Source organism: Wolbachia endosymbiont (group A) of Cydia amplana, assembly GCF_964028495.1.
Classification (GTDB): Bacteria; Pseudomonadota; Alphaproteobacteria; order Rickettsiales; family Anaplasmataceae; genus Wolbachia; species Wolbachia pipientis.
Genome location: NZ_OZ034792.1, coordinates 1,205,088 through 1,220,545 on the forward strand (window position 1 = coordinate 1,205,088; position 15,458 = coordinate 1,220,545).

Here is a 15,458-nt window from a genome sequence, read left to right on the forward strand (position 1 = left end):
ATGATGGATATACTGAAATTAATAGTATTTTTGCCACTTTTTGGTTCACTATTTGCAGCACTTTTTAGAAAGGATGTTTTTGGTCAGTTAATTACAACGGCAGGGATTGGAATATCTGCAGTTTTATCTTGGTATGTTTTTCTTACCTTCTCTGAAAATTATCACTTGAGTTTATTTCCTTTATTTTCATTAAGTGTATTAAAAGTAAATTGGGCAATTAGTGTGGATGCTCTCTCATCCTTAATGCTGATTGTTATTACCACCGTTTCGCTGGTAGTGCATCTCTATTCTATCGGCTATATGGAGCATGGGAAGTCGAGGTTTTTTTCTTACCTATCGCTGTTCACATTTTGCATGATTGTGCTGGTTGTAAGCGATAATTTCGTGCAGCTTTTTTTTGGCTGGGAAGGAGTTGGCCTGTGTTCTTATTTACTCATAGGATTTTGGTTCCAAAAATATTCTGCAAATAATGCAGCAATTAAAGCATTTGTTGTGAATAGGGTAGGAGACTTTGCACTATTGATTGGAATCTTTCTTATTTATTATACATTTCACTCTTTGAAATTTACTGAAGTTTTTGACACAGCTGATCTTCTTGGCGCGCAGAACATTAGGGCATTCTGCTGTGAATTCAAAGTAATTCATATAATATGCATATTACTTTTTATTGGCTGTATGGGTAAATCTGCACAGCTTGGTTTACATGTTTGGTTGCCAGATGCAATGGAAGGGCCAACCCCTGTTTCTGCACTCATTCACGCAGCAACGATGGTAACAGCCGGTATATTTTTAATAGCAAAATGTTCTTCATTGTTTGAGTTATCAAATGTGGCACGAGAATTAATAGTTATCGTTGGTGCACTTACTGCTTTTTTTGCAGCCACCGTTGCGATTACTCAGAATGATATAAAAAAAATAATTGCTTATTCAACCTGCAGTCAACTTGGTTATATGTTCATGGCATGTGGGCTTTCTGCTTACAATGTTGCTATTTTTCATTTAATGACCCACGCTTTTTTTAAAGCTCTACTATTTCTTGGTGCTGGCAATGTGATTCATGCAATGCATCATGAGCAAAACATTCAGAAAATGGGAAATTGCTGGAAGAAAATCCCTTGCACTTACACTCTCATGTGGATTGGGTCTCTTGCGCTTTCTGGAATATTTCCATTTGCAGGTTTTTACTCAAAGGATTTGATAATTGAACATGCTTATAGCACGGATAGCTTTGCTTTTGTAATAAGCTTAGTTGTTGCATTCTTCACAGCGTTTTACTCTTGGAGGTTATTGCTTCTTGTGTTCCACAGCCAAAAACAAAGTAAAATTAATATACATGAAGCACAGAAGATTATGCTTATACCATTACTGATACTTGCTTTTGGATCGGTATTTTCTGGAGTGTGGGGAGCAAATATTTTGAACATAACTAGTAATGCGTTTTGGAAATCAAGTTTAGTGGTGGTTGATGAGCATGGAGTTCATAATTTCTTTATAAAACTACTGCCAACCTTGGCGAGCCTAAGTGGAATAGCACTTGCGTACCTAATTTACCAATATCAAGTAATTAGGCAAATTAAGAGTAAATTTTTACTTAAATTTTTGCAGAATAAATGGTACTTTGATGAGGTGTATGAGTTTGTTATAATTGTACCAATAAGGTTTATATCTAGGCTTCTATGGAAGTTTGATGTTAAGGCTATTGATTCATTTGGACCAAATGGTGTTGTAAGGTTGGTTAATGAATGTTCAAAAAGTTCTATAAAGTTGCAAACTGGTTATATATTTGATTATGCACTTATTATGTTTGTTACTTTAATAATCGGTGCTTTATATATTATTGGAATTAAATAGAAGGTGTTGTTACTTAGTATATTCTTGCTTCCACTGATAGGAGCGTTGATTTTATCCTTAATCAGGATTAATCATCAATCTATACACCTAAGATTCCTTGCCCTATTTTTTGCTGTACTTCCATTTTTGCTTAGCATTGTAGCTTGTATAGAATTTGATTATAACAATGCGGACTTTCAGTTTGTCAGCTACCCAATTAGAAATGTTGGAATAGGGATAGATGGTATATCGTTGCTTTTCCTTCTGCTTACAACTTTCTTGTTTGTAATTTGTATACTCTACAACTGCAAAATGAGTTATACGACCCTCAGTCCATATATGGCATTGTTTCTACTGCTTGAGAGTTTTGTAGTCGGTTTTTTCGTTTCACTGAATGCTATAAGCTTTTATGTGTTTTTTGAAGCTGTTTTAATACCAATGTTCTTTATTATTGGCATCTGGGGAGGAAAACACAGGGTATATGCAACGTTTAAGTTGTTTCTTTATACATTAACTGGCTCATTATTATTCCTACTTGGCTTGGTGTACATCTATAGCACTTTTGGGACGTTTAATATACAAAAATTAGCTACATTAGTGCCAAGTCTTGATCTTGAAGTGCAGTCATTGCTATGGATTGCATTTTTTATTTCTTTTGCAATAAAAGTACCGATGTTTCCATTTCACACTTGGCTTCCTGATGCGCATGTGCAATCACCAACTTCTGGATCTGTGATTTTAGCTGGCTTGCTTATTAAAATGGGGGGATATGGATTTTTAAGGTTTTCTATTCCAATGCTTCCTCAGGCAAGTTTGTATTTTTCAAATTTCGTTGTTGTGCTGAGCATTATTGCGGTAATATATGCTTCTCTAGTTGCGTTTGCTCAAGATGATATAAAGAAGTTAATAGCTTATTCTTCAATAGCACATATGGGGATCGTTACTGCTGGCCTCTTTTCATTTTGTGAGGAAGGAGTACTGGGTAGCATATTTCAAATGATTAGTCATGGCCTTATTTCTGCTGCTTTATTTTTGTGTGTTGGAATGCTATATACTCGAACTGGAACTTTGGAGATTGCAAAATATTTTGGCATAGTAAACACAATGCCAAAATTTGGTTTTATGTTCATTTTATTTTCAATGGCTTCAATAGGGCTACCTGGAACATCTGGATTCATAGGTGAGTTTTTGGCTATGGTTGGAATGTTTAAGAGCATAGGGTTTTTTACAGGATTTATCGCACTTGGCACTATTTTAAGCGCAGTTTATATGCTGAATTTATGTAAGCAAATAATATGGGGGGTTAGCTATTCTAAATTATTAAATAACCGCTTGGATAGCATAGAATTTTCTGTCTTAATTCTGCTTGCAGTGTTTGTTATTTTGCTTGGATTCTACCCAACCCTTGCACTGAATTATTTGAAGCCATGTATGGCAAATTTGTTAGTCAAATATAATGCGCTATGAATTATATACAGATATTGCCGGAAACGTTCTCTATTATCTCCTCGTTAGTGTTGCTGCTGCTTGGAATTATATTTAACCGCCGAACTATCAACTTATTAGCACTTGGCTGCACAGTGGTAACTTTGATTATTTTAATTATTTCGGCAGAAAACAATGAAATTTTTCTCTTTAATTCGTTGTTAAAACTCAATTTATACATCAGGTCAGCCCAAGGGTTAATTCTCAGCACAGGAATTTTAATACTTTTGATGCTGAATTTATCAAAATATGACTATAAATATGAATTTTCAATACTGATTCTTTTTGCGCTATTTGGCATGATAACTTTGGTTTCAGCAAATAGTCTGATTTCTTTTTATTTAGCTTTTGAGTTGATGAGTATATCTTTGTATGTTCTTGCGAGCTTTAATAAAGATTCAGCTTATTCATGTGAAGCAGGAGTGAAATATTTTACACTTAGTGCACTATCTTCCTGCATTATGCTATATGGAATGTCGCTGCTTTATGGATATACAGGACAAGTCAATTTCTCTGAGCTCGGTTCATTCTTGCAAAGCCATCAGATAACTTATGGAATAGTTTTTGGATTAGTCTTTATCCTAATTGGTTTGTGTTTCAAGCTTGCTATTGCTCCTTTTCATATGTGGGCTCCAGATGTCTATCAAGGTGCACCTACCATAGTAACTGCGTTTTTTTCTACAGCTCCAAAAGCTGCACTTGTAACATTTTTAATTCGATTGATGAATGAAGAGTTAGTAAATGTAAAAAGTTATGTTCAGCCTATTTTCTTATACGTTTCAGCATTGTCTGTGCTTATCTCAGCTTTTGGGGCCTTGCGTCAGCAAAACTTAAAAAGGCTGCTTGCTTACAGTTCAATTGGTCACATTGGTTTTATATTTGCTTCACTTTCTATTTTTACACAAGCAGGAACAGATAGTGCCTTAATGTATCTGGTGATATATATCATCACAAGCATAGGGCTATTCTCATATCTCGTACAAATTGACGATGACGATTGTGATATTGCAAATTTATCTGGTATAGGGAAGAAACGCCCAATTGTAGCATTTCATCTTTCTGTGCTGTTACTCTCGATGTCGGGAATACCTCCACTTGCAGGTTTTATCGCTAAATTTTTTATATTCAAAAGTTTAATAAATTCTGGCTTTATCAGCCTGTCCTTGATCCTTGTAATAGCGAGTGTGATATCATGCTACTATTATTTAAATATCATGAAAGTTATGTATTTTGATAAAGCTAGTGGTAATAAGGTTGCTTATTCTAAGGGTCTATTCATTATTACTTCAGTGGCTTCACTGATCAACCTCGTTCTTTTCTTGTACGTTTTACTCACTCATTGAACTAAAGGACTGACAAGGTGATCCCTGAGGGTTTTCATATTCATCATTACAAAGAAGTTTCAAGCACTAATAAAGAAGCGTTGGATTTAATTGGGAGAGGAATATCAAATGAAACCGTTATTATTGCCGATAAACAAACAGAGGGTAGAGGGCGCACTGGAAAAAACTGGATTTCTCCAGAGGGTAATTTTTATGCGAGTTTGGTAATAAACCTCTTTAACGATTATCTTAATGAAAGCCAGCTTTCGGTGTCATTCCAGCGCGTGACGCTGGAATCTAGAAAAAAAGAAGAATGGATCCCAGTGTCAAGCACTGGGATGACATCAGAGGGCATTGGGATGACAGAGAGGGGTTTGGTGAATAAAATTGCGGATGTCAGCAAATTAACAGAATTGACTTTTGTTACTGCTCTTGCTGTTGGAAATACTATACTGTCATTTATAAATGGTCTAAATCTCCAGTATAAATGGCCAAATGACATTCTAATCGATGGCAAGAAAATAAGTGGAATATTGCTTGAAAAAAGATCCAATTCGAATTGGCTCATTATAGGAATTGGAATTAATGTCAATCATGCACCACTTCCAGGAACAACGTGCATTAGCAATTACGGTGAGTCTGTGTCTAACATAGATCTACTAAAAAAATTAATAATAAATTTTAATAAGCTAAGAAAGCAATGGCTATTTGATGGGTTTTATGCTATAAGAGAAATGTGGTTAAAAAAAGCATTCAAAATGCATGAACAAATCAGTGTAAAGTTAGCTGACAAATTGTATGAAGGAATTTTTGCTGATATAGATAAAAGTGGTAAATTGGTGTTGCAGCAAAAGGATGGAAGCTTAATTTATTTTGATGCAGGTGAGTTATTTATTGGCAGTGCATTATGAATACATATGTAATTTTTGCTTACCTTATTAGTTTTACGTTGATTACCGGAGAACTGATTTTTACCATTTCTTGCTATATTAAAAGTAAAAAAATTCTAGAAAGCCTGAAAGATAATAATGAAGAAGAAACATAAGCGATTACTTATAACTTCAGGAATTTTCTGCTTTTTAAGCTGCATAGTCTTTTTTATTTTAACAACGCTCAAAGAAAATATCTCATTTTTCTATACAGTAAGTGAGGCAATAGTTTTACCAAATAGTCAAAAGCCAATCCATATTGGTGGAATGGTTGTTGAAGATAGTGTGATACGGAGCGAAAGTGAAGTAGTTTTTCAAATGACAGATTTTAACAAAAGCGTTGTGGTAAAATACCAGGGAATACTTCCACCAATGTTTTCAGAAAAAAGTGGTGTTGTTGTGCAAGGTAAAATGTTTGATAATAATACCTTTCTTGCAGATACGGTGTTTGCAAAACATGATGAGAACTATATGCCGAAAGTTTTAAAATAGATTCCTTAACCTGGCTGTATTGAAACGGTATGTAGAGAGAGTCACAGCCTGCTAGCAAGCTGTGACTTTCTTAACTACTATAATATATCATGGTGAGTTGGTGCTTCCCATTCATCTATGTTGTCATCACTAACCGTTCCTATTTTTAATTTTTCAACTTCTTCTCTTAGATTATTAAAGTTTTTTTCCAAAATTTCATAATTCTTACTAGTATCGATAACTACCTTGTCCAAATCATATAAATCCTTACTCAATTTATTCTGAACATAGTTTGCATTAAGCCTCAATTGGTAATCCAAGTCAGAAACAAATGTGTCGTTTAATTCTGTGATTAGTTTGTCTAGAACTTTGTGAACATAACCAACCGACGCATTCTTTTCTTTATTGCTCTCAAAAGATTTAGGCTTAATTTTGACTTCTATGTCATCTATTATTCTATATTCGTCTTCGACTATTCTTCCTATTGATTCATAGTCTTTTTCGCTTTCTTTTACACTGTAATTACTCATATTAACTCCTATAAAAAATTATACTTTTAAAATCAACTCAGCTACACTGAAATGGTATGTGGAAAGAGTAACAGCCTGTATCAGGCTGTTACTTTCCTAACTACTACAATATATCAGGATGGGTTGGTGCCTCCTCAGGTAACATACTATTTACCTTACCTGCTAACTCACTTAGATCTTTTTTTAATCCTGCATCATCGTTGCCTATAATATCTTCCAAACTTTTAACTTTAGCTTGCTCTTCTCCTAACATAATATTCAACCCACTAATAAGTTGTTCATTTATATTATTAACTAATGCATCAACTGCTTTTTTAACAGTATGACCACTTGCTGTTTTGCCAAGGTCTTGTATATCCTTATCAGTACCTGTCTTAAGTATAATAAGATCAAGAGCGCTTATAAGTTTTTCTTTATTACCAGTAGTAAAATTATCCTCATTTTGTACAAGGTTTTGCGAGTTCTTGCTCATATAAATTACCTCCATAAATTATTAAAGTTTAAATTATTTTTTAGTTTCACATGCAAACTGTTTTTTCTTTTAACTTATAAACATTAATTTATAAGTATCCAAGTTCGCACTAAACATCTATTACTGTAAATTCAGTATTAGTATCTTGAAAGACGTAAGGTGATAGATGTGCATTATCCCAATTTGCTTCACTTTGCTCAGGAAGCATCTGGTCAATCTTATCCATAAGCTCTCCTATCTTTCCATTTTGCTCTTCAAGTTTCTCTTTTAATGCATCAATAATAGCTTTAGACTGATCCTTACTGCCGAGATCACCAATCACAGCTGTCACTTTCTCATAAGGCAGTTTGTGAATGATATCTTTAAGCTCTTCTGCACCCACGTTATCCAAAAGTTCCTTAAACTGCTCATTAGACATATTGCGAGCAAAAGCTTGAAGTTTTTCTGGGTTGTTAGCTAAAGACTTAATGATAATCTGGATCCTATTAGAATCAGTTAAATCCTGAGCAATTATGCCAAGTTTATCATGATCAAGCTTATTAACTAAGTCTTTCAGTTGGTCTTCTTGCAGACTATTTACTAAAGCTTTCAACTGGTCACCTTCTAATTCTTTAGAAAGTATTGTCAAGTGGTGCTCAGCCAAGTCTTTTGCAAGCACTGTAAATTGTTCGTCATTTAAAGTTTTAATAAGTGCTTTGAACTGATCCACTTTTAAGTGAGGTAAAATTTCTTTTACTTGCTCTGGATTTAAGTCTCTAACTAGAGCTTCAAGCTGAGCATCATTTAAAATAGGAACAATTATTTGTAACTTTTCTGGATTTAGTTCCTGAGCAAGAGTTTGTAATTGGTGATTGGTTAGATGATCCACTAAAGCTTGGAGTTGTTCATCTGTTAAGTTCTTTGCTAAGGTCTGTAGTTGGCTTGAGCTCAGTTCAGGAATTATTTTTTGCAGTTGCTCGTTACTAAGAGTATTGGTAAGAGTTTTTAGTTGGTCGTCTGTTAGGCCCTGAATAAAAACTTTGGTAAACGTGCTTGATAGCAACAGTAGCACATCTCTTATATGTCTCTCACCGTAGTATAACATAATGTCTTGTAATACCTCATTGTCAGGTGAATCGATTATATTTCCTGCCTCGTCTGAAAAATAATATTTATTGTTGCCAGTATCTGAATCTTCCCATGTTACATATTTGTATTCCAATTTTTTTGATTTAATAGAACTGCTACACATAGTTTTGAAAGGCTGCACAAGTTCTCTTGTATATGATAACTTAGCCAACTCATTACCGTAATATACAAATGTATGGTTACTTTTTACATAATCTAAGTTAGAATCACTTTTATAATCTTTGGCTACCAGATTTCCTTCATTTTCTTCCTCCAGACATATGTAACTGTCTAGGCAAGAACTGCCGCAAAGTTTTATAGGTAATAAGCCTAGTGCTACATCGTTTTTATCATCCAGCGATACAAGCTCAACTTTTTTAATAGACATTGTAGGATCATAACCTTCAGGCCACTTTATCAATTTAGTCGGGGTTTTTCTAAACACCTCTTTTCCAGGTACCATCTTAAAAACATGCTTTTTTCCACTCATAGGCGTTACCAATAAATTAATTGTTAGTATTCTAACAATTAATTTATTGTTAAGTTGGTATATATTACAATTGTAATAACCAACATTACTTGTGTAGAGAAAAGTTACGAAAAGAAATAGGGATTTTCAGGGAAGTAGTATAAAATCCTCATAGATTAAAATAAGCTGCTTTGACAGGTTTTGTGGCGGCTAGAGCTAATATAGACTGGTGGAGGCAAGCGGGATCGAACCGCTGACCTTCTGCGTGCAAAACAGATGCTCTACCAGCTGAGCTATACCCCCAGGTAATTCTTGCTTAAAGCATAAATCACTCAGGCTGAAATGCAAGAAATATTTATCTGTTAGGCTATTGCTAAATAGTGCACAAATTCTGCAGTTATGTACAATTCTCTATCTTTTTGTCTTCTCAGATTTTTACATCACACTATAAGCTTTGCCAAATGAATCTGTGAATTGAAAATTAACAAGAAGTTTTCCTTTAAAAATTTTTTAACTAAATTATCACTAACGCAGTATATTATATAATTTATTTAACCACACATGAAAATTTTAGTTTGATTAAAATGGATAAAAACTGTATTGATGTTTAGTATAGCTGAAAAATGAAATGATCCCGTAGCTCAGCCGGTAGAGCAACTGACTTTTAATCAGTGGGTCACGCGTTCGAATCGCGTCGGGATCACTCACAAATTTTGAAAAACATGCTAAAAGAACAAGACAAAATATTCACCAACCTAAATGGTAAAGAAACTCCACTACTTGAGGGTGCAAAAAAACGTGGTAGCTGGCAAAAAACAAAGGAGTTACTAGATTTAGGATCAGAAAAAATCATTGATGAAGTAAAGAAATCTGGTTTGAGAGGTCGAGGAGGTGCAGGATTTTCTACCGGCCTTAAGTGGAGCTTTATGCCCAAAAATCTTCCAAAAAAACAACCAACATATTTAGTAGTCAATGCAGATGAGTCAGAACCTGGTACATGTAAAGATAGAGATATATTGCGATATGAGCCACATAAGTTACTTGAGGGAATTCTCCTGGCCGGCAGAGCGATCAGCGCATCAGTTGCATATATTTATATCAGGGGTGAATTTTATAATGAATATTTAGTTCTAAAAAAGGCACTTGAGGAAGCCTATAAAGAAGGTTTAATTGGAAAAAATGCCTGCAAATCAGGCTATGATCTTGATGTGTTTATCCATAGGGGTGCAGGAGCTTACATATGTGGAGAAGAAACAGCTCAACTTGAATCAATTGAAGGAAAAAAGGGCTTTCCTCGCATGAAACCTCCATTTCCTGCAGGTGTTGGACTTTTTGGCTGCCCAACTACAATAAACAACGTTGAAACTATAGCCATGGTTCCAGATATTCTGAATCGCGGAGGAGAATGGTTTGCATCTCTTGGTAAACCAAATAATACTGGTACCAAGGTCTTTTGTATTTCAGGGCACGTAAACAACCCGTGTAATGTTGAAGAAGAGCTCGGAATTCCATTACGTGAATTGATTGAAAAATACGCAGGTGGAGTGCGAGGGGGTTGGGATAATTTACTTGCTGTAATACCTGGTGGGTCTTCAGTGCCATTAATTCCAAAATCTATATGCGATACTATTGAAATGGATTTTGATTCATTAAGAACTGCACAATCAGGGCTTGGTACTGCTGCTGTAATAGTGATGGATAAATCAACTGATATAATAGCTGCAATAGAGAGGTTATCACACTTTTATATGCATGAGTCCTGTGGGCAATGCACACCATGCCGTGAAGGTACTGGATGGATGTGGAGGATTATGAAGAGGATGGTGGCAGGAGATATTAAACCTGATGAAATAGATAAGCTGCTTGACCTTACAACTCAAATAGAAGGACATACAATTTGCGCGCTTGGCGATGCTGCAGCTTGGCCGATTCAAGGATTAATAAGACATTTTCGCCATGTTATCAAAGAGAGAGCGATAGTTTAACTCTACTTATACTTCTTAAGCCGTCTTGCTACTTAGCAACCAGAGCTAAAAAATATTGATTCCCTTCCCTTTTAGGTGCTAATTCTACCTTTGCGATATCTTCAGTGTCTCTAATTAGCCGTTCTAATTTTTCCAATCCAACTTCAGTGTTTATAAGCTCTCTGCCCTTAAATCTCATTGTAACTTTGATTTTATGTCCGTGGGCAAGTAAGTCTCTTGCTTGACGCAATTTTGTTCCGTAATCGTGATCACCAATATTGGGACCCAGTTTAATTTCTTTTATAGTTAATGTTTTTTGTTTCTTTTTTGCTTCACTTGCTTTCTTTTTTATATCATACTTTTGTTTGCTATAATCCAGTATTTTACATACTGGAGGAGTTGAATCAGGTGCAATTTCTACCAAGTCTAAACCAACACCCTGTGCAAGTTCCAAAGCTCGTTCTATTAGCACGATTCCGACCATTTCACCACTGTGATCAACTAAGCGTACCTCCTTAGCTGTGATGAATCCATTAATTCTGTTTTTATTGTTCTTTTTAACTTGCAAACTTTAACTCCCTTAATTCAAATTAATACTTTTTAACAGCGATTCATTAGCCTTTTCCAAAGAAAAAGACTCCTGTCTTTCCGATCCTAAATTTCTCACTGACACAGTTTTACTTGTAACTTCATTTTTGCCTACAATCCACAATATAGGAACCTTGTTTAGACTATGCAAACGTATCTTATAACTAATTTTTTCATTGGTCAAATCAGTCTTGACTCTCACACCTTGTTCTTTTAAGACATTGCTGATTTCTGTGGCGTAACCGTCAGCCTCATTTGTAATGGTCAGAATAGCAAGTTGCGTTGGAGCAAGCCAAACTGGAAATTTTCCTGCATAATTTTCTATCAAAATTCCAATAAAACGCTCAAAAGTCCCAAGAATTGCCCTATGTAGCATAACAGGGTGATGCTTGTGTCCATCTGCCCCTATATAAAAAGCTCCCAGACGTTCTGGTAAAATGAAATCAACTTGCAATGTTCCACATTGCCAGCTTCTGCCTATTGCATCTTTTAAAACAAACTCTAGCTTTGGACCATAAAATGCACCTTCACCAGGATTAAGTTTATAACTCAAGCCCGCTTCTTTAACGGCTTCAAGCAGCGCTTTTTCAGCTCTATCCCATACTTCATCATTACCTGCTCTAATACCTGGACGGTCTGAAAATTTCACAGAAATTTCATTGAACCCAAGCTCTGAATATACTTCTTTTAAAAGGTCACAAAACTTTATAGTCTCAGAATTCACTTGTTCTTCCATACAAAAAATGTGTGCATCGTCTTGCGTAAAACCACGCACTCGCATCAGTCCGTGCAATGAGCCTGAGCTTTCATTTCTATGGCATGTGCCAAACTCTGCCATACGTATTGGTAAATCACGATAGCTTCTGGTGTGAGAATTAAAAATCTGCACATGACAAGGACAATTCATGGGTTTTATTGCTAGCTTTTTGCTTTCAGATTCATCAACAATAAACATATTTTCACGAAACTTATCCCAATGTCCAGATTTTTCCCACAGCTCTTTGCTTACTAAAATAGGAGTTTTTACCTCAAAATAGCCATTATTTATTAGCTTCTTTCTGATGTAAGACTCAAGAACATTATATAGAATATATCCTTGTTCATGCCAAAAAACCTGCCCAACAGCTTCCTCTTGGATGTGAAATAAATCCATATCCTTGGCAATTTTGCGGTGATCACGTTTCTCTGCTTCTTTGAGACACTCAAGATAAGCGTTTAATTCATCCTTATTTCTCCATGCTGTGCCATATATTCGCTGCAACATTGGGCCCTTTGCATCACCTCGCCAGTATGCACCCGCTACTTTCATAAGTTTAAACGCTTTAACTCTGCCGGTTGATGGTGAGTGCGGACCACGACATAGGTCAATAAAATCACCTTGCCTATAAACAGTTAGGTTTTCACCCTCTGGTATGGATGAGATAATATCAACCTTATATTTTTCGCCTATACCACTAAAGAAATCAATTGCCTGCTTGCGAGTCCAAACTTCTCGAACAAATCTGTGGTTACTTTTTACAATCTCTTTCATTTTCTTTTCTATTGCGGTAAGATCGTCCGTAGTGAAGGTACGATCTGTAGCAAAATCATAGTAAAAACCGTCCTGAATTGTTGGGCCGATAGTAATCTGAGTATTAGGAAATAGCTCTTTCACTGCCTGCGCCATTATATGAGCAGCATCATGCCTTATTATATCTAAACCCGCTTCGTCACTCAGTTGTATTACCTCTATCTCTGTATCAGATTCAATTTCACGTGAGAGATCATATAACTCACCATTTACTTTCAATGCAACTGCTTCCTTTAAAACATTCGGCTGTAGTATATCAAAGCCAGTGACTTTACCACTGTATTCTTTTACTTTTTGTTCGGTTGAGAAAGTAATCCTAATCATTTATCGACCCTTTTGTCTAACCCTCTCTTTGTCATCCCAGTGCGTGACACTGGGATCCATCTTATTTTTATAATGGAAATTAGTTTAACGTATGCTCCTAAAATCTGTTGTCCATTGCACAATTTGCAAATATTTTTATACCTGGATCCCAGTGTCAAGCACTGGGATGACACCTTTGTGTTTGAGGCAAAACAGGCCATAACATTTAACATACTGCCCTCGCAAACAAATGTTCGTACAGTTGTGTATCAGCTACTTGGATGACACCACCCCTAGTGGGCACTGCCCCTAAATCATAATGGATAACAGGGTTATAAGCTCTGAACATTAATAATAAGGTCTATTCTTTTTTAACCTGAGTGCAATTGCGTCTTCCCAAATTTCACCATTACGCAATAACTTTTCTTTATTGTACATTAGCTCCTCTCTCGTTTCAGTAGCAAATTCAAAGTTAGGACCCTCCACAATTGCATCAACTGGACATGCCTCTTGGCAAAGCCCGCAGTATATGCATTTTGTCATGTCAATATCATAGCGTGTGGTGCGACGACTACCGTCTTCTCTTTCCTCTGCTTCAATAACTATTGCTTGAGCAGGGCAGATAACTTCGCATAATTTACAAGCTATGCACCGTTCTTCACCGTTTGGATACCTACGCAACGCATGCTCACCACGAAACCTTGGACTTAAAGGGCCCTTCTCCATAGGATATCTTAACGTAACCTTTGGTTTGAACATATATTTCAATGTAATAGCAAACCCTTTGATTAACTCTGCAAAAGACCAATACCAAGCTAATTTCTTGAGCATAAAATATTTAAAACTTGTGTCAGTCATTATAAATCATATTATCAGTTTTCAAAATAAATATTTTCACCTGGGTGACTTTTACAGCTTTTCTATATAATACATTCACTAGTATGATAGTACTGCATTAATATAAACTAGCAAGATAGATAAAAATTTTGAATATTTTCAAATTAGGTATTTTGGTTTCTTAAGTGTAATATTGCTAAGTAGTTTATATAAATAATGACAAACACAAATGAAACTATTTTCGCTTTGTCGACCGTATTTGGTAAGTCAGGAGTTGCAGTAATCAGAATTTCAGGCAATTACGCGCTTAAAGCTTTAAATCATTTTCATATTAAGAAAGAAATTAAACCAAGATTTGCTACTTTAGTTGATCTATATGATGATTTCAATCAATTGATAGATAATGGAATAATCATCTATTTCCCTGCTCCAAACAGTTTCACTGGCGAGAATGTTATAGAGTTACAAGTGCATGGAAGTAAGGCAGTCATAAAAATCATCTTGGAGGAATTATCAAAAATTTTCGTTATGGCCAGGCCTGGAGAATTCTCACTTAGGGCTTTTCTAAATGGTAAATTTGACTTAACTCAAATAGAAGGAATTGCAGACTTAATTGACGCTGAGACGAAAATGCAAGCTAAACAAGCGATTAAGCAGATATCAGGAGAATTGGAGAGACTATACAGCAATTGGAGGCAAAGATTGATAACGATACAATCCAAAATCGAAGCATATATAGACTTTCCAGAGGACATTTGGGCAGAAAAAAGTGAGTTGGAAAAAATTAATAATGAAGTGCAATCTCTCGTGCGATTGATACAAGAGCATTTAAATGATAATAGACGGGGCGAAAGGTTGCGTGAGGGTTTACATATTGTAATAACTGGTAAACCAAATGTCGGTAAATCAACTCTGTTTAATTTCTTAGCCAAGCGTGATATTGCTATTGTTTCTGAATATGCAGGCACAACAAGAGATATACTTGAAGCTCATATTGACATTGGCGGATACCCAATCATTCTCTCTGATACTGCTGGAATTCGTGAGAGTTCAGATCCAATAGAATCAGAAGGTATAAGTCGAGCGAAAAAGAGGTCTTTTGAAGCTGATTTAAGAATAGAACTATTTCCTTTTGAACAGCGTCATAATATCAATTGCAACGTTGTAAATAGCGATACTATTTATGTATTGAGCAAAGCTGACGATGTTATCAATAATCACAATATAAAAATTAATGGCATAGATCTTTTACCCATTTCTATTCTAAAGGAAATAGGTACAAACAAATTGATCTCTCTCATAAAAGAGAAGGCAGAGGAAAAATTTGGGCATGATAGAGACACCCCTGTAATCACTCGGCAAAGACATAGGAATCACATGAAGAAAGCACTGGAACATTTACAACGTTTTAATATCGATAATCCAATTGAGTTGATATCTGAAGATTTGAGGCTTGCTGCATTTGAACTTGGTGCGGTGATTGGAATTATTGATGTTGAGGAAATATTGAGTAGTGTGTTTAGCAACTTTTGCGTGGGCAAGTAAAGCTTTTATAGATTGCTTAAAATCAAATGTTGTGAT

General features: G+C 35.5%; 15 protein-coding genes and 2 tRNA genes. 9 read left to right on the top strand and 8 right to left on the bottom strand.

The genetic code is table 11. The features are described from left to right. From nuoL to ccmE, 6 genes are read left to right on the top strand one after another with little or no spacing between them, the layout of a single operon-like run. Complete coding sequence (nuoL, locus tag ABWU40_RS05970) at nt 1–1,851, top strand: NADH-quinone oxidoreductase subunit L (RefSeq protein ID WP_015589296.1); 1,851 nt, start codon at nt 1–3, stop codon at nt 1,849–1,851. A gap of 3 nt (nt 1,852–1,854) precedes the next feature. Beyond that, nucleotides 1,855–3,297 (top strand): NuoM family protein, encoded by a 1,443-nt coding sequence (locus ABWU40_RS05975; protein WP_015589297.1) that lies wholly within the window; start codon nt 1,855–1,857, stop codon nt 3,295–3,297. After that, the gene (locus ABWU40_RS05980; RefSeq protein WP_015589298.1) at nt 3,294–4,658 is read left to right on the top strand and encodes an NADH-quinone oxidoreductase subunit N; all 1,365 of its coding nucleotides are present in this window, start codon (nt 3,294–3,296) and stop codon (nt 4,656–4,658) included. Before ABWU40_RS05975 ends, ABWU40_RS05980 begins: the two co-directional genes overlap by 4 nt. 17 nt (nt 4,659–4,675) lie before the next feature. Continuing rightward, nucleotides 4,676–5,548, top strand: coding sequence for a biotin--[acetyl-CoA-carboxylase] ligase (locus ABWU40_RS05985; RefSeq protein WP_141456660.1), 873 nt, complete (start codon nt 4,676–4,678; stop codon nt 5,546–5,548). Beyond that, the gene (locus tag ABWU40_RS05990; protein ID WP_167482792.1) at nt 5,545–5,682 is read left to right on the top strand and encodes a hypothetical protein; all 138 of its coding nucleotides are present in this window, start codon (nt 5,545–5,547) and stop codon (nt 5,680–5,682) included. Before ABWU40_RS05985 ends, ABWU40_RS05990 begins: the two co-directional genes overlap by 4 nt. Then, a complete protein-coding gene (gene ccmE, locus ABWU40_RS05995; protein ID WP_141456659.1) occupies nt 5,666–6,058 on the top strand; it encodes a cytochrome c maturation protein CcmE in 393 nt (130 codons plus the stop codon). Before ABWU40_RS05990 ends, ccmE begins: the two co-directional genes overlap by 17 nt. Nucleotides 6,059–6,135: 77 nt before the next feature. Here ccmE and ABWU40_RS06000 read toward each other — a convergent pair whose 3' ends face one another. From ABWU40_RS06000 to ABWU40_RS06015, 4 genes are all read right to left on the bottom strand, one after another. After that, nucleotides 6,136–6,567 carry a hypothetical protein gene (locus ABWU40_RS06000; RefSeq protein ID WP_174516792.1) on the bottom strand — a complete coding sequence of 144 codons (432 nt, stop codon included), beginning with the start codon at nt 6,565–6,567 and terminating at the stop codon, nt 6,136–6,138. A 103-nt stretch (nt 6,568–6,670) separates the two neighbouring features. After that, a complete protein-coding gene (locus ABWU40_RS06005; RefSeq protein WP_015589302.1) occupies nt 6,671–7,039 on the bottom strand; it encodes a hypothetical protein in 369 nt (122 codons plus the stop codon). A 109-nt stretch (nt 7,040–7,148) separates the two neighbouring features. Further along, nucleotides 7,149–8,636 (bottom strand): magnesium transporter MgtE N-terminal domain-containing protein, encoded by a 1,488-nt coding sequence (locus ABWU40_RS06010; protein ID WP_015589303.1) that lies wholly within the window; start codon nt 8,634–8,636, stop codon nt 7,149–7,151. Nucleotides 8,637–8,842: 206 nt separating this feature from the next. Next, nucleotides 8,843–8,918 (bottom strand) — tRNA-Ala (locus ABWU40_RS06015). Between the two features lie 327 nt (nt 8,919–9,245). Between ABWU40_RS06015 and ABWU40_RS06020 the strand changes: the two genes are divergently transcribed. Beyond that, nucleotides 9,246–9,318 (top strand) — tRNA-Lys (locus ABWU40_RS06020). A 19-nt stretch (nt 9,319–9,337) separates the two neighbouring features. Next, entirely contained in the window at nt 9,338–10,600 is a 1,263-nt protein-coding gene (gene nuoF / locus ABWU40_RS06025) for an NADH-quinone oxidoreductase subunit NuoF (protein WP_015589304.1), read from the top strand. Nucleotides 10,601–10,628: 28 nt separating this feature from the next. Here the strand turns inward: nuoF and infC are convergent, their stop codons facing one another. The 4 genes from infC to nuoI all read right to left on the bottom strand — a co-directional run bounded on the left by infC (nt 10,629) and on the right by nuoI (nt 13,871). Beyond that, nucleotides 10,629–11,147: a translation initiation factor IF-3 gene (gene infC, locus ABWU40_RS06030; protein ID WP_015589305.1), complete on the bottom strand. Its 519-nt coding sequence runs from the start codon at nt 11,145–11,147 to the stop codon at nt 10,629–10,631. Between the two features lie 12 nt (nt 11,148–11,159). Further along, entirely contained in the window at nt 11,160–13,061 is a 1,902-nt protein-coding gene (gene thrS, locus ABWU40_RS06035) for a threonine--tRNA ligase (protein ID WP_141456657.1), read from the bottom strand. Then, on the bottom strand, nt 13,058–13,273 hold the full coding sequence (locus ABWU40_RS06040; protein ID WP_144054593.1) for a hypothetical protein: 216 nt from the start codon (nt 13,271–13,273) through the stop codon (nt 13,058–13,060). The genes thrS and ABWU40_RS06040 overlap by 4 nt, the downstream gene beginning before the upstream one ends. Before the next feature lie 115 nt (nt 13,274–13,388). Beyond that, nucleotides 13,389–13,871, bottom strand: coding sequence for an NADH-quinone oxidoreductase subunit NuoI (gene nuoI, locus ABWU40_RS06045; protein WP_041573606.1), 483 nt, complete (start codon nt 13,869–13,871; stop codon nt 13,389–13,391). A gap of 222 nt (nt 13,872–14,093) precedes the next feature. Between nuoI and mnmE the strand changes: the two genes are divergently transcribed. Then, on the top strand, nt 14,094–15,422 hold the full coding sequence (gene mnmE, locus ABWU40_RS06050; RefSeq protein ID WP_015589308.1) for a tRNA uridine-5-carboxymethylaminomethyl(34) synthesis GTPase MnmE: 1,329 nt from the start codon (nt 14,094–14,096) through the stop codon (nt 15,420–15,422). Nucleotides 15,423–15,458: the final 36 nt, after the last annotated feature.

Coding starts and splice junctions, on each gene's coding strand:
- nuoL (WP_015589296.1), top strand. CDS start 1: ATGATGGATATACTGAAATTAATAGTATTTTTGCCACTTTTTGGTTCA.
- ABWU40_RS05980 (WP_015589298.1), top strand. CDS start 3,294: ATGAATTATATACAGATATTGCCGGAAACGTTCTCTATTATCTCCTCG.
- ABWU40_RS05990 (WP_167482792.1), top strand. CDS start 5,545: ATGAATACATATGTAATTTTTGCTTACCTTATTAGTTTTACGTTGATT.
- ccmE (WP_141456659.1), top strand. CDS start 5,666: ATGAAGAAGAAACATAAGCGATTACTTATAACTTCAGGAATTTTCTGC.
- ABWU40_RS06000 (WP_174516792.1), bottom strand. CDS start 6,567: ATGAGTAATTACAGTGTAAAAGAAAGCGAAAAAGACTATGAATCAATA.
- ABWU40_RS06005 (WP_015589302.1), bottom strand. CDS start 7,039: ATGAGCAAGAACTCGCAAAACCTTGTACAAAATGAGGATAATTTTACT.
- ABWU40_RS06010 (WP_015589303.1), bottom strand. CDS start 8,636: ATGAGTGGAAAAAAGCATGTTTTTAAGATGGTACCTGGAAAAGAGGTG.
- nuoF (WP_015589304.1), top strand. CDS start 9,338: ATGCTAAAAGAACAAGACAAAATATTCACCAACCTAAATGGTAAAGAA.
- thrS (WP_141456657.1), bottom strand. CDS start 13,061: ATGATTAGGATTACTTTCTCAACCGAACAAAAAGTAAAAGAATACAGT.
- ABWU40_RS06040 (WP_144054593.1), bottom strand. CDS start 13,273: ATGTTAAATGTTATGGCCTGTTTTGCCTCAAACACAAAGGTGTCATCC.
- nuoI (WP_041573606.1), bottom strand. CDS start 13,871: ATGCTCAAGAAATTAGCTTGGTATTGGTCTTTTGCAGAGTTAATCAAA.
- mnmE (WP_015589308.1), top strand. CDS start 14,094: ATGACAAACACAAATGAAACTATTTTCGCTTTGTCGACCGTATTTGGT.